General features: G+C 42.4%; 14 protein-coding genes. 4 read left to right on the forward strand and 10 right to left on the reverse strand.

Features of this window, described 5'->3' with window-relative positions; translation table 11 throughout:
* The first annotated feature begins 61 nt into the window (after positions 1-61).
* Both I6L24_RS13770 and csrA read left to right on the forward strand, forming a co-directional pair.
* Positions 62-1342, forward strand: a complete 1281-nt coding sequence (locus tag I6L24_RS13770) for an aspartate kinase (protein ID WP_216986201.1) — start codon at positions 62-64, stop codon at positions 1340-1342.
* 250 nt (positions 1343-1592) lie between these two features.
* Positions 1593-1847: a carbon storage regulator CsrA gene (gene csrA / locus I6L24_RS13775; RefSeq protein WP_004278972.1), complete on the forward strand. Its 255-nt coding sequence runs from the start codon at positions 1593-1595 to the stop codon at positions 1845-1847.
* Positions 1848-1942: 95 nt separating this feature from the next.
* On the opposite strand, the gene rnhB is transcribed toward csrA, so the two are convergent.
* Together rnhB and I6L24_RS13785 are read right to left on the reverse strand one after the other, a co-directional pair.
* A complete protein-coding gene (rnhB, locus tag I6L24_RS13780) occupies positions 1943-2530 on the reverse strand; it encodes a ribonuclease HII (RefSeq protein WP_004278973.1) in 588 nt (195 codons plus the stop codon).
* 59 nt (positions 2531-2589) lie between these two features.
* On the reverse strand, positions 2590-2961 hold the full coding sequence (locus I6L24_RS13785) for a hypothetical protein (RefSeq protein ID WP_004278974.1): 372 nt from the start codon (positions 2959-2961) through the stop codon (positions 2590-2592).
* 217 nt (positions 2962-3178) lie between these two features.
* Between I6L24_RS13785 and I6L24_RS13790 the strand changes: the two genes are divergently transcribed.
* Positions 3179-3742 (forward strand): cytochrome b, encoded by a 564-nt coding sequence (locus tag I6L24_RS13790; RefSeq protein WP_026055720.1) that lies wholly within the window; start codon positions 3179-3181, stop codon positions 3740-3742.
* 43 nt (positions 3743-3785) lie between these two features.
* Here the strand turns inward: I6L24_RS13790 and I6L24_RS13795 are convergent, their stop codons facing one another.
* The 4 genes from I6L24_RS13795 to yaaA form a co-directional block, all read right to left on the reverse strand.
* Complete coding sequence (locus tag I6L24_RS13795) at positions 3786-4139, reverse strand: hypothetical protein (protein ID WP_004645560.1); 354 nt, start codon at positions 4137-4139, stop codon at positions 3786-3788.
* A gap of 45 nt (positions 4140-4184) precedes the next feature.
* A complete protein-coding gene (locus tag I6L24_RS13800; protein ID WP_216986202.1) occupies positions 4185-5186 on the reverse strand; it encodes an adenosine deaminase in 1002 nt (333 codons plus the stop codon).
* Between the two features lie 76 nt (positions 5187-5262).
* Positions 5263-6585, reverse strand: coding sequence for an NCS2 family permease (locus I6L24_RS13805; RefSeq protein ID WP_004645563.1), 1323 nt, complete (start codon positions 6583-6585; stop codon positions 5263-5265).
* 1214 nt (positions 6586-7799) lie between these two features.
* Positions 7800-8582: a peroxide stress protein YaaA gene (gene yaaA / locus I6L24_RS13810; protein ID WP_216986203.1), complete on the reverse strand. Its 783-nt coding sequence runs from the start codon at positions 8580-8582 to the stop codon at positions 7800-7802.
* 123 nt (positions 8583-8705) lie between these two features.
* Between yaaA and I6L24_RS13815 the strand changes: the two genes are divergently transcribed.
* Entirely contained in the window at positions 8706-9338 is a 633-nt protein-coding gene (locus I6L24_RS13815) for an alpha/beta hydrolase (protein WP_180038745.1), read from the forward strand.
* Between the two features lie 33 nt (positions 9339-9371).
* Here I6L24_RS13815 and I6L24_RS13820 read toward each other — a convergent pair whose 3' ends face one another.
* The 4 genes from I6L24_RS13820 to hisC form a co-directional block, all read right to left on the reverse strand.
* Positions 9372-9914, reverse strand: a complete 543-nt coding sequence (locus I6L24_RS13820; RefSeq protein ID WP_216986204.1) for a GNAT family N-acetyltransferase — start codon at positions 9912-9914, stop codon at positions 9372-9374.
* Entirely contained in the window at positions 9902-10264 is a 363-nt protein-coding gene (locus tag I6L24_RS13825; RefSeq protein ID WP_216986205.1) for a hypothetical protein, read from the reverse strand. Before I6L24_RS13825 ends, I6L24_RS13820 begins: the two co-directional genes overlap by 13 nt.
* A gap of 99 nt (positions 10265-10363) precedes the next feature.
* A complete protein-coding gene (locus I6L24_RS13830; RefSeq protein ID WP_216986206.1) occupies positions 10364-12610 on the reverse strand; it encodes a bifunctional prephenate dehydrogenase/3-phosphoshikimate 1-carboxyvinyltransferase in 2247 nt (748 codons plus the stop codon).
* A 3-nt stretch (positions 12611-12613) separates the two neighbouring features.
* Positions 12614-13705 (reverse strand): histidinol-phosphate transaminase, encoded by a 1092-nt coding sequence (gene hisC, locus I6L24_RS13835; RefSeq protein WP_004645569.1) that lies wholly within the window; start codon positions 13703-13705, stop codon positions 12614-12616.
* Positions 13706-13716 lie beyond the last annotated feature (11 nt).

Raw genomic sequence — 13716 nt, forward strand, 5'->3', positions numbered from 1 at the left:
TTCAATTTTGTGTAACTGACCCTGATAGGTACATCAGGGTCATGGCTTATATGGAACAACTATGGCATTAATCGTTCAAAAATATGGCGGTACCTCTATGGGTACTCCCGAGCGCATTTTAAATGTTGCTCGTCGTGTAAAGCGCTGGCATGACCACGGCCACAAGGTAGTGGTAGTGGTATCAGCAATGAGTGGCGAAACCAATCGTCTACTTGCTTTAGCGAAGGCCATTACCGAAACCCCTGACCCACGTGAACTAGACCAAATGGTATCTACGGGTGAACAGGTTACGATTTCTATGTTAGCAATGGCGCTGAACTCAATTGGAGTTGAAGCAAAATCACTAACAGGTCGCCAGGTTGGCATGAAAACCGACAGCTCATTCAATAAGGCACGTATCGAATCCATTGATACTGAAGTCCTGAACTCAAATCTGGATGCAGGCCGCGTACTTGTCGTTGCCGGTTTCCAGGGTTTTGATGAACATGGCAATACCACTACTTTAGGGCGTGGCGGTTCTGATACTTCAGGTGTTGCAATTGCTGCCGCACTCAAAGCAGATGAATGCCAAATTTATACCGACGTTGACGGTGTATATACCACCGATCCACGTGTTGCACCAAAAGCAAAAAAAGTTGATCGTATTTCATTTGAAGAAATGCTTGAGATGGCGTCACTCGGTTCTAAAGTCCTGCAAATTCGTTCAGTTGAATTTGCTGGTAAATACCAGGTGCCTTTACGCGTATTATCAAGTTTCGACAATGACAACGATGGCGCATTCGACAAAGAGTTTAAGCAAAACGTTGGTACACTTATTACGACTGAATTGGAAGACAATATGGAACAGCCAATTATCTCCGGTATCGCATTTAACCGTGACGAAGCAAAATTAACTATTTTAGGCGTGCCTGACGAACCGGGTATTGCTTCTAAAATTTTGTGCCCGATTGGTGATGCCAATGTTGAAGTGGATATGATTATCCAGAACGTTGAAGAAGATGGTACAACTGATTTCACTTTTACTGTGAACCGTGGCGAATTAAATAAAGCCAAAGCTATTCTTGAAGCAACTGCTCAAGAAATTGGTGCACGTGAAGTTGCGACCCGTTCAGATATCGTAAAAGTATCGATCGTAGGTGTCGGTATGCGTTCACATGCCGGTGTAGCGAGCAAAATGTTTACAGCATTGGCAGATGAAGGTATTAACATCCTGATGATCTCGACGTCTGAAATCAAGATTTCTGTGATCATTGAAGAAAATTATCTTGAACTCGCGGTTCGTTCATTGCATACCGCATTCGGTTTAGACCGTGAACAAGGCGAATCTAGCGCACGTGCTTAAGCGTTAAGATAGAATATTGTCATTGTTTGACAGTATTTTATAAAAGTCTACAAAAATGCAGAGCCACTATAGTTTTTTTTATAGTGGCTCTGTTATATTAAGCCTGAGGATTTTTAACCAGCTGAGATAGATTAAAATCTTTCACCCAGATGACAGAATTTCTATCCAGATCTTATTTTGTAATTTTTGGTTGTGCTTTTTGTTTTACATTCAATAGATTGCAGGTTTTGCATTTTGCAAGGAGAAAAACATGCTGATTCTGACTCGACGCGTCGGGGAAACTTTAATGATTGGTGATCAAGTCAGTGTGACTGTGCTTGGTGTAAAAGGTAACCAGGTTCGTATCGGGGTAAATGCTCCGAAAGAAGTCTCTGTGCACCGTGAAGAGATTTACCAGCGTATCCAGCATGAACGTGCAATGCATGAACATCTTCAACATATCGATCAAGATTACCAACCTTCTTATGAAGACGATAGCCAGACACAAAATAACTTTAACCGTTAATGTTTGTGCGAAGAATAAAGCGGCTTTTGAGCCGCTTTAAATTTGTCTAAATTTTATACAAAAATATTAAATACTTAGATAATTTAAAATAAAACTTAAAGTTCTGCACCCTGCTGTAATGCTGCAATCACCTTTTTTACCGGCCCAAAACTGCGACGATGCTCATCAATCACGCCATGTAAGGCAATCGCTTCAAAATGTGCCTTGGTCGGATAACCCTTGTGCTTGGCAAAGCCAAATTGCGGATGCTTCTGGTCCATCTCGATCATCTGATGATCACGGGTTACTTTCGCCAGAATACTGGCTGCTGAAATTTCAGCATGCAGTGCATCACCACCCACCACGGCATCACAGCTCATAGCAAGGCCCTGTGGAATCTTGTTGCCATCGACCAATACATGCTCAGGCTGAACTGGCAAAGCTTCTACAGCACGGCGCATGGCCAGCAAAGAAGCTTGCAAAATATTATGTTCATCAATCTCTGCCGCAGAAGCCTCAGCAATGGCCCATGCCAGCGCTTTTTCCTGAATCTCGATAAAAAGTTTTTCACGCTTCTTTTCAGTGAGTTTTTTAGAATCATTTAAACCCTCAATCGGGTTGTTCGGATCCAAAATAACTGCCGCAGCGACGACTGAACCGACTAATGGCCCACGCCCTGCTTCATCTACACCAGCAATCTTCATGTCTATTTTTCCATAAAAAATAGGCTGAACCAGTCAGCCTATTTCAATTTAATCTTGGCTTAGTTTACAGCTTCAGCTACACAAGCGTTAATGGTTTTTGCAACCACATTGCCGACAATCGTCGCACGTGCTGCCGGGTCAATCGCTGCAGTCGCCAAATCTACCGCTGTTACGCTTTGGGGTGCTTTTTCGCTGACACAGCCACAAATTTCAGTCTGGATATTCTGCTTTTGGGTCGTAGTCATTAGACGTGTAGCTGTTTGCCATGCTGGAATATTATTCAGCTCAGTCGTACATTTTGCATTGATCGCGATTTTAAGCGCAGCCCCACCCAGCTGTTGAGTCGTGGTTTGCGTTTCAGGGCTGCCTGTTGTTGCACAAGCAGATAAAACCAAAGTAAGCGGAGCAAGTGCAGCCAATAATTTTTTCACAGATCTGTTCCTTGTTTATTCATATATGAAGCGTGACGCTATTGTGCCGAAATTCACCTGAATAAGAAATCTATAAATCATCCTGAATGTTTAATCTGCACCCAGCCATTTCAATGGATGTTGCATGAAAGCCACCATAGCGTTGCAGATTTGGAATTGCTGGGCTGATTCGCCCTTTGCTAAGGTGCATCCATCTTTGAGGGCAATCGAAAATCACATGGAAAAAGTACAATATTACACGCGCACGGCACAATGGTTGCACTGGATCATGGCAGTTATCTTTATTGCGGCCTGGCTGATTGGTTTTTATAGTGGGAATTTTTTAAGTTATGAGGTCGATGGCAGCTTTAAAGGCGATGTCATCACCCTGCATAAAAATATCGCCACCACCATTATTTTCCTACTGGTTGTGCGAATTTTCTGGCGTTATACCCATCCTGCCCCTGAACTACCGGACACTATGTCACCCCGGATGAAAACTTTGGCACATGCAGGTCATCTGGCTTTGTATTTTATGCTGATTGCTCTACCTGTCACCGGCTGTTTATATAGCTGGAGTCTGGGCTATCCAGCACCAGTGCTATATTTATTTAACCTGCCGGCACTGATTGCAGAAAATCCGGCTGTAACCGCGATCGTAAAACCCCTGCATATCTGGCTTTCCTGGGCAGTTGGCTTACTTTTAGTTGGACATATTTTCGCAGCACTGAAACATCATTTTATCGATAAAGATCATGTACTCAACAGCATGACCCGACAATCCAAATCTTCTAAAAAATAATCTGCAAAACCACACTCAATCAGCTTTCATTGCAAAGCTGATTTTATTTTAAGAACTCGGTCATGCAGCCTTTCAGACTGTTTGCAATAGCCTGTTGCGTGAGTTTTGACTTTACTTCTTCATCCAGAGTCGCTTTCAGTAAAGTGCTTGCCGGAATATCCTTGAGTGCATGCTCACCTACACATGAACAGACATTCTGTTCAAGTTCAGCTTTATTTTTGTCCTGCATAAAATAGGTCGAGGCAGTCCAGAATTTAGATGCTTTCAATTCTTTTGCACATTGGTATTCAATCACGGGTTTTAAAGTACGCTGTGTCAAAGTCATATCCGCATTTGAGCAAGCAGATATCAACACGCTACTGATGAGCAGAATTATATTTTTCAATTTCATATCCATCTATAAAAACAAAGGCAGAGCGAACCCTGCCTTTTATTTAAAAACTTAAACCAGGGCACGGATCTGGTTGATCCATTGCTCTTTTTCAGTATCGGTAATAAAAGAGGCTTCAAATGAGTTAATGGCCAACTGCTTGAGTTCCTCATTGCTTAAATCCAGTGCTTCAGCAATGGCAATAAAATTGTCATTCATATAACCACCAAAATAAGATGGATCATCTGAATTGACTGTAACGTGCACGCCTTGTTGCAAGAGGCGACGGATATTATGCTGCTGCATATCATCCACGACGCAGAGTTTCAGGTTTGACAATGGACAAACCGTCAGTGGCATCTTCTCTGCAATCAGGCGCTGCATTAACGCCGGATCTTCTTCAGAGCGTACACCATGATCGATACGATTCACTTTCAGCAAATCTAAAGCTTCCCAGACATAAGCTGCCGGGCCTTCCTCACCTGCATGTGCTACAACCAAGAAACCTGCTTCACGTGCTTTAGCAAAGATACGTTCAAACTTTGAAGGTGGATGCCCGACTTCACTTGAATCCAGACCGACCGCAATAATCTGGTCTTTATAAGGCAAAGCCTGTTCCAGTGTTGCAAAAGCAGCATCTTCACTTAAATGACGCAAGAAACACATAATCAGATGTGAACTGATACCCAGTTTAGCTTTGGCATCATCACAGGCTTTTTGCAAGCCGTTAATCACCGTTGCAAAAGCAACGCCACGATCTGTATGCGTTTGTGGATCAAAGAACATTTCAGTATGCACGACCTGGTCTTCAGCACATTTTTCAAAATACGCCCAAGCCAGATCATAAAAATCCTGTTCATGAATTAATACAGCAGCGCCGGCATAATAAATATCTAGGAAGGACTGAAGATTATGAAAGTTATACGCTTGTTTAACTTCTTCAACAGATTTATACGGGATGGCAATTTTATTACGCTGAGCGATCGCAAACATTAGCTCAGGCTCAAAAGTGCCCTCAATATGAACATGAAGCTCGGCTTTTGGTAAAGCTCGAATCAACTCAAGACGGTTCATCGCTTCTCCTCATGAAACCTAAAATAATAAAAAAAGGGTGCAAACTGAGTTTACACCCTTTCCAAATCTAGAAAAATTAGCCGCCAAATAGTGCGAATTTAAGCGTCCATAGTACTGCAATAATCCAGACCATATACGGTACTGTTGATGCCTTACCGGTTAACAATTTGATCAGTGCATAGCTGATGAAGCCCATCGCAATACCATCCGCAATTGAATAGGTAAATGGCATAAATACAATGGTTAAAAATGCAGGAACTGCTTCTGTAATATCTTCCCAGTCAATATGCACGATACCTTGAATCATTAAGACACCGACAAATAACAGCGCTGGCGCTGTTGCAAAGCTTGGTACAGACTGTGCCAATGGTGCAAGGAACAAACAGGCAACAAACAGGATACCGACTACAACAGCAGTTAGTCCTGTACGGCCACCGGCTGCTACGCCCGCAGAAGATTCAATGTATGGCGTAGTCGAAGATGTACCCAGCGCTGCACCTGCAACAATTGCAGAAGAGTCCGCAAAAAGTGCTTTTTTCAAACGCGGCAGTTTGCCATCTTTCAACAGGCCTGCACGGTGCGAAACACCAACCAGCGTACCGGTTGAATCGAATAAATCGACCAAGAAGAAGACAAAAATCACCCCGATTAAGCTGGCAGTGAATAGACCTTCAAAGCTCATTTGCATAAATGTTGGTGCAATCGATGGTACTGCGCCCACCACACCTTTAAATTCACTCAGACCCAATGCTGCTGAAATACCGGTTAACACCAAAATACTGATGATGATCGCACCACGCACTTTAAAGTGATGCATCACAACAACCAGAAGGAAACCAAATAATGCAAGCAAAACCGATGGTTGTTTTAAATCACCCAAACCTACCAACGTAGCGGGATTATCCACAATCAGGCCGGCATTTTTCAAAGCAATCAGCGCAAGAAATAAGCCAATACCACCACCGATGGCCAGTTTCAGCGACATTGGAATCGCATTGACAATGGCTTCACGGATTTTGAACATGCTGATCGCAATAAACACAAGACCGGAGATAAACACAGCCCCGAGTGCTGTTTGCCAAGGCACACCCATTCCCAAACATACAGAATAGGTAAAGAAGGCATTCAAGCCCATGCCTGGTGCAAGTGCAATTGGATAATTTGCAATCAAGCCCATGACTAAACAGCCAATCGCGGCTGCAAGACAGGTTGCTACAAAGACAGCCCCATGATCCATCCCCGTTTCGGACAAAATCATCGGATTGACAATAATGATGTAACACATCGTTAAGAATGTAGTTACACCGGCAAGAACTTCTGTACGGAAACTGGTTTTGTTTTCACTCAGTTTAAACAGACGTTCAAGCATACTTTCTGAAGATGGATTAGGAGTCGTCATGACCTAGCCCCTATTGAGTAAACTTAATGCTTTAAGCAAGCCGTCAAATAAATGAAACTTTATAAAAAAATTCATCAATTTTAAGGATGTGTTAGCAACGAATATGCCAGCATAGCCATTTGACGGGTTAAAATGTTGGAACAGCTTACAGCCCCAGGGCTATGCTATAAAAACCCAAAAAAAATCTAAACAAAAAAGCTGCATAACCTTTATGCAGCTTTATTTTCTTGATTTAAATCAAATGCTTAACAAGATGAATTTTGCTTCATCCTGATCGTTTGCAAATTATAACACATTGATTTCTTATTGCTTATTTGATTTTACACTTTATTAGAAATTAATATATCTTAAATGAATACTTTAAATTTTTATTATATTTATTATTGATTTAATTTTATCATTTTAGCCTAATCAACAAAAGAAGATTGTCTAGCCTGCTTAATGTCGATGCCGATTGGATTCCAGCAATTTGCCTGAATCACGACCATCGTTCAAAACATGACGGATCTTTTCATATTTTCTGATTTCTGACTATTTATGGACACAAAATCCTAATAAACTGATCATTAAGGCAAAAACAGGGATAGCATATATTTTCATTTTTATTATGCTACTTTGTAACACTATGCAATTATGCTAACAAAAAACCTAACAAACTTGTGACATAGTTTACATTTAACCCGATAGAAGGCATTTATTCATCCTCTACATATTACTTTTATGTCGTTTTATTTATTAGTACTTAATTAATTTATAATTCTTTCTTCAAAAAATCGATACTCTTAAAAATTCTTTTAAATAAACAGTAAACAATTGAATTTAATATATTTTTTAAAACATCTACAAGAATTTTATTCAAACTTAAAATATGTAGATAAATGAAATCTAACCTATTTAATAGAATTTATTTCGGTTTATTTTATTGGCCTTTTCCCAGAATGCTCAACTTTAATTTTTAGAATAAAATGATCTAAATAAAGGAGATTTTGCGAGGAATTTCAAAGTGTTTGGCGATATTTTTTATTTTTAATTATCTTGAAGCTCTGCCTGATATTCAAAAATTATAAATTTTGAAGTTTTCATTATGCAGTTCATCCACACTTCACTTATCACAGAGTCAAATCGTTGAACACTAGTTAAGAACCTAACCATAATAACGACATCCCAATATCCGGCATACATATCCTCATGCTGGATACAGGGAATCATCTCATTTATGCACTCAGTTGTTCATCACGCTTGAACACCAGTTCTCCCTTGAGTGAACTGTCTGCATCGAAATAATAGCCATCGCGATTAAAAGCTTTCAGCTCTTCGACACGATCAATTTTATTTTCAATCATAAAACGCGCTATGAGACCGCGTGCTTTTTTGGCATAGAAACTAATCACTTTATATTTGCCATTTTTCTGATCCAGAAATACCGGCTTGATAATGTCCGCCTGAATTTTGCGCTCGTGGACTGATTTATAATATTCATCAGAGGCAATATTCACCAGAATTTCAGAATTTGCTGCTGCTAAATCCTGATTAATCAGATCAGTAATGTGATGCGCCCAGAAGTCATATAGATTATGCCCGCGGGAATTGGCTAATTTGGTTCCCATTTCCAGGCGGTACGGCATCATCAAATCCAAGGGTCGTAAGAGCCCATATAATCCAGACAACATACGTAAACGGTCTTGTGCATAGTGCAGATCTTCATGTTTCAAAGTATAGGCATCCAGTCCAGTATAGACATCACCTTTAAATGCAAAAATCGCCTGACGGGCATTGGCTAAATTAAAATCCGGCTGCCAGTCATTAAAACGTGCGGTATTTAAACTGGCAATTTTTTCACTGACACTCATTAATCTGGAAATTTCTGTTGCAGAAAGTGTGCGACAAACTTTAATTAAGTCCTGTGAATGTTCTAATAATCTCGCTTGAGTAAATTGGTCAGTCGGTAATGGGGTATCGTAATCGAGAGTTTTGGCTGGAGAAATTAAAGCGAGCATGGCAACCTGGTCAAAAAATGATTAATTAAACTATATCAGTCTGCTTATTTTAATTCCAATTCATGTTTTTATTCACCATAATCGTTAAAATGCACGATTCTCCTGTTAATCATCGGTTTTTATATGCCCGAGCAAATTTTTCTTCAAGGGCCTGCGGGTCAGATTGAAGTTTTTGTGGATTATCCTCAGGGTGAAGTGAAAGGATTCGCGGTAGTTTGTCACCCCCATCCATTGCAAGGCGGTACACCACAACATAAGGTCCCGGTTTTACTGGCACAAATGTATTTGGAGCGTGGCTGTATTGTGTATCGTCCAAGTTTCCGTGGTTCTGGTCAAAGTGAAGGTATACACGACGAGGGCTTCGGTGAAACGGATGATGTATTAGAACTCATTCGGTTCGCTCGCAACCAGCATATTGCCCTGCCTTTTTATGCAGGCGGTTTTAGTTTTGGTGCGCATGTCATGGCAAAAAGTTATGCAGCCTTACCGGTAGAATTGCAACCAAAGCAAACCATTTTATGTGGTCTGCCGACTGCAACAGTGGCTGGTATTCGCCATTATGTGACGCCCGCCATTAAAGGCGACATTCTGTTCATTCATGGCGAAGCCGATGAAGTAACTTTGCTCTCAGATATTATTGAATGGGCAAAGCCACAACGCCATTTAGTGACTATATTGCCTGGTGCCAACCATTTCTTTACCGGCTATTTAAAGCAATTGCGGATCGCAATGACCCGGTACTTAGCGCTTGGCTAAATAAAAAAACCCATCAGATGATGGGTTTTTTTATTAAAAGACAAAACCGTCTGCAAAAATTTCATACATCACAGCCCGATATTTAGGCTTATCGATGTAACGGATAATTTTTCCGCCCAAGCGGTCTGCAATTTTACGGCTAGCCCAGTTCTCTTCTGCTACCGGATAGCTTAAGACTTGAAGCCCTAATGTATTGAAAGCATAGGCCACAACACAATGCACTACTTCATGTCCATAATGATGACCATGCGCAGTTTCACGGATCCAAATACCGACTTCAGGTATTTCATCATCAAGTCGATGCAAACCACATAGTCCAATAAATTCTTGTGTTTCAATATGACGGATCACAAATACATATTCTTTATGATCGGTCATATTTTCCAGCCAATTTTTCCAGACTGTTGCAAATTCCTGTTCAGATTCTGGTGCATCCCACGCCATAAAACGTGTCAAACTCGGCGTAATTGAAGCATAAGCTTCTTCGGCATCGGCTGATTTAAAACAATTCAGGATCAAGCGTTTAGTTTGCAGTGTGGGCAAAGCTGATTGAGTCTGTTGAATTAGTTCTTCCATTCAAACTCGCTAAAGCTTTCCTGCTCTTTTAGAGAGGTTTCCACTGCCTGTGCAAGCTGATTAAGCAAACTTCTTTCGGTGATACGATCCAGCCAGTCCTGTTCTTCTTCAGGATATGAGGCAATTTCACAGATCAGATGCCCTTGTTCATCTCTGGTTTCGCAACTTACCGATAAAGGCAGCGCATGTTCTTCCACACTAACAGCAACCTGAGCTCCACTTTGGCTTAAAGTCTGAAAACCATATTTGCCTAATTTTTCGGCAAGCAAGTGTGCTACATATTCCTGGGTTTCCTGACTATCCCGTGGTGTTTGGTTCTGGGTATTGGCCATGAATTTTAATTTTCGCATCGCTACTTCCAAATGGCTTTTTTCTTATATGGGTTTAGCATAAGCAATATAAACAAAACAGCCAAGCAAAAGCTTGGCTGTTTCACATAATTTTAAAAATTATTCTGACACTTGAATTGGCAGTCCTGCAATTGAGGTCAATTCTGTAAACGTCGGGAAACTGGTTGCGACCGTTTCGGTTCCGACAATCTTGATCTGCTCAGAATTACGCAAACCGGCAATCGAAAAACTCATCGCGATACGGTGATCATGATGTGATTCAATTTCACCACCGCTAAAGATTGGCGACCAGTCACCAGACTTGCCTTTACCTTCAATAATAATGCCATCTTCAGTTGGGGTACAGTCAATACCCATGGTTTGAAGACCATCCACCATGACCTGAATACGGTCCGATTCTTTGACACGCAGTTCAGCCGCACCCGTCAGGATCGTTTGACCTTCCGCACATGCCGCTGCAATGAATAATGCAGGGAATTCATCAATGGCCAATGGCACCTGATCTTCCGGCATATGAATGCCTTTTAATGTACGTGTACCACGAATACGAATATCGGCAATCGGTTCACCGCCCGCAATACGCTCGTTTTCAACCGTAATGTCAGCACCCATTTGCTTGAGGATTTCAATCACACCAGTACGGGTCGGGTTAATACCGACTGCTTCAAGGGTGACGTCCGAATTTTCAGTAATGGCTGCACCCACCATAAAGAAGGCTGCTGAAGAAATATCAGAAGGCACCTGAATATTGGTTCCAACCAGCTTACCACCACCTTGCAGTGAAATTCGGTTGCCTTCGGTTTTCACTTCATAACCAAATGCACGCAGCATACGCTCAGTATGGTCACGAGTTGGTTCAGGCTCAGTTACCGAAGTTTCACCTTCCGCCCACAGGCCTGCAAGTAAAATTCCCGATTTCACCTGAGCAGAGGCCATTGGCAAATCGTACTGAATCCCTTTCAGGTTTTGATTGCCAGTTATGGATACAGGTGGCGTGCCGCGCTCACCCGTAGTCTGGATCTGCGCGCCCATTTCACGTAAAGGCTTGGCAATACGTTCCATTGGACGTTTAGACAGTGAAGCATCCCCCGTCATCACAGAATCAAATTTCTGCGCTGCTAGCATACCGGACAGTAAACGCATTGAAGTGCCCGAGTTGCCCATATAAATGGCAGACTGTGGCGCTTTAAGGCCATGCATGCCAACACCATGAATGGTCACTTCACCATTTTTAGGGCCTTCAATGCTCACACCCATATCACGGAAAGCTTGCAGTGTCGCTAGAGCATCCTCACCTTCCAAAAAGCCGGTCACATGTGTGGTACCTTCTGCAATCGCACCAAACATGATCGAGCGATGTGACACAGATTTGTCACCTGGCACGGTAAATTTACCCTGAAATTTCTTGGCACCCGGCTGAATGGTAAATTGTTGTGTCACTTTATTTTTCTCCATGAAAGGTTTCTTGGCGAGCATATGGTTGAAATGCTGGCGAGCTGCCTGCGCATGACCCAATAAGCCCATCAATGCGTGGGAATCTTCATCTTCAATCAATTTGCGGATAATCGCGAGCTGCTGTTCAAAGCCATCAACAGCATTCAGAACTGCTTTTTTATTAGCAAAAAAGATGTCATGCCACATTTGTGGATCGCTGGCGGCAATTCGCGAGAAATCCCGAAAACCACCCGCAGCATAACGAAATATATCTAAATTGTCTTCACGCTTGGCCAATTGTTCAACCAAGTTGAATGCCATAAGATGCGGAAGATGACTGGTATGCGCCAGCACTTCATCGTGCTTGTCGACATTCATGCAAATCACTTCGGCTTTCGCCGCTTGCCACAGCTGAATCAGTTTATCGACGGCCCAGTTTGCACTGCTTGGCAGTGGCGTCAAAATCACTTTGTGATTGGCAAATAAATCAACTTTACCTGCATGTACCCCAGTATGCTCGGCACCTGCAATCGGATGGCCCGGTACAAAACCTTCAGGCAGTTCATCGCCAAAAACCGCTTTCGCTGCATCGACCACATTACCTTTGGTACTACCCACATCAGTAATAATGGTATTGGCAGATAAATAAGGCTTGATAGCTTCCAGCACCTTTTGCGTGGCACGTACCGGCAATGCCAGTACCACCAGATCAGCGCCTTTGACCGCCTCTACAGGATCGGCATAGCCTTCGGAAATCAGGCCAAGAGATTTAGCATCTTCCAAAGTCTTTTGTGAACGTGTCGATGCAACAATGTCATTGGCCAAATGCTCGGCTCGAATGACACGCGCCAGACTTGAACCAATCAGTCCAAGCCCGATAAATGCAACTTTTTCAAACAGTGGCTGCGACATGGTTTAAGCTTTTGCCTCTAAACCGAGTACTTTAGCCAATGCGCTCAAGAATTTCGCATTTTCTGCTTCAGTACCAATCGATACCCGAATGTGATTAGAAATACCGACCGGACGCACAATCACCCCTTGCTTGAGCAGACCATTGAAGGTTGCTGATGGGTCTGCCTGTACATCTACCAAGATAAAGTTGGCACGTGAAGGCACATAGTTAAGACCCAAAGCCTTAAAACCAGCTTCAAGTTGCGCCATACCGGCTTTATTCACTTCACGAGAACGCGCGATAAAATCTTCATCTTTCAGTGCAGCCACCGCAGCCACCATCGCAAGATGGTTGACATTAAATGGCTGACGAATACGATTGAGATAATCCGTCACTTCTACTGAAGCCAGAGCAAAACCAACACGTAGTGCAGCCAAACCATAGCACTTCGACAAAGTACGGCTAACGATCAGGTTTGGATATTGCGCGAGGAATTTCAAGCTGTTGAAGTTTTCCGGGAAATATTCCACATAGGCTTCATCCAGAACCACGATGACATTAGCAGGAACTTTTTGCATGAAAGCTTCAAATTCAGCTTCTTCGAACCAAGTTCCAGTTGGATTGTTCGGGTTTGCAATGAAGACGAGTTTGGTATTGTCCTGAATGGCAGCCGCCATTGCTTCCAAGTCATGCGAAAAGCCTTTAGCTGGTACTTCAATCGCTTGCGCATTAATGGCTTGAGTTACCAATGCATAAACCGCAAAAGCATGCTGGCTATACACCACCGAATCATTTTCTGAAACGAATGCACGGGCAAACATTTCCAGTAAGTCGTTTGAACCATTCCCCAAGGTAATCTGATCATGATTAAAACCAAACTGGGTTTTGATCTGATCTTTCAGGATAAAACCACCACCATCTGGATAACGGCCAATTTCAGCAATTTCCGCAGCGACCGCTTCTTTGACTTTATCTGAACAACCCAGCGGATTTTCATTTGAAGCCAGTTTGACGATATCGGTAAGACCCAACTCGCGCTCAAGTTCACTGATCGGTTTACCCGGTTGATATGGCTTTAATTTTGAGATGCCTGAATTGGCTGGAACAAACGACATTTTAGACTTCC

The organism is Acinetobacter lwoffii (assembly GCF_019048525.1).
GTDB classification, from domain to species: domain Bacteria; phylum Pseudomonadota; class Gammaproteobacteria; order Pseudomonadales; family Moraxellaceae; genus Acinetobacter; species Acinetobacter lwoffii_K.

Bases quoted from the DNA above. Each gene is read 5' to 3' on its own strand.
- I6L24_RS13770 (WP_216986201.1), top strand. From the start codon at position 62: ATGGCATTAATCGTTCAAAAATATGGCGGTACCTCTATGGGTACTCCC.
- csrA (WP_004278972.1), top strand. From the start codon at position 1,593: ATGCTGATTCTGACTCGACGCGTCGGGGAAACTTTAATGATTGGTGAT.
- rnhB (WP_004278973.1), bottom strand. From the start codon at position 2,530: ATGAAGATTGCTGGTGTAGATGAAGCAGGGCGTGGGCCATTAGTCGGT.
- I6L24_RS13790 (WP_026055720.1), top strand. From the start codon at position 3,179: ATGGAAAAAGTACAATATTACACGCGCACGGCACAATGGTTGCACTGG.
- I6L24_RS13795 (WP_004645560.1), bottom strand. From the start codon at position 4,139: ATGGATATGAAATTGAAAAATATAATTCTGCTCATCAGTAGCGTGTTG.
- I6L24_RS13800 (WP_216986202.1), bottom strand. From the start codon at position 5,186: ATGAACCGTCTTGAGTTGATTCGAGCTTTACCAAAAGCCGAGCTTCAT.
- I6L24_RS13805 (WP_004645563.1), bottom strand. From the start codon at position 6,585: ATGACGACTCCTAATCCATCTTCAGAAAGTATGCTTGAACGTCTGTTT.
- yaaA (WP_216986203.1), bottom strand. From the start codon at position 8,582: ATGCTCGCTTTAATTTCTCCAGCCAAAACTCTCGATTACGATACCCCA.
- I6L24_RS13815 (WP_180038745.1), top strand. From the start codon at position 8,706: ATGCCCGAGCAAATTTTTCTTCAAGGGCCTGCGGGTCAGATTGAAGTT.
- I6L24_RS13820 (WP_216986204.1), bottom strand. From the start codon at position 9,914: ATGGAAGAACTAATTCAACAGACTCAATCAGCTTTGCCCACACTGCAA.
- I6L24_RS13825 (WP_216986205.1), bottom strand. From the start codon at position 10,264: ATGCGAAAATTAAAATTCATGGCCAATACCCAGAACCAAACACCACGG.
- I6L24_RS13830 (WP_216986206.1), bottom strand. From the start codon at position 12,610: ATGTCGCAGCCACTGTTTGAAAAAGTTGCATTTATCGGGCTTGGACTG.
- hisC (WP_004645569.1), bottom strand. From the start codon at position 13,705: ATGTCGTTTGTTCCAGCCAATTCAGGCATCTCAAAATTAAAGCCATAT.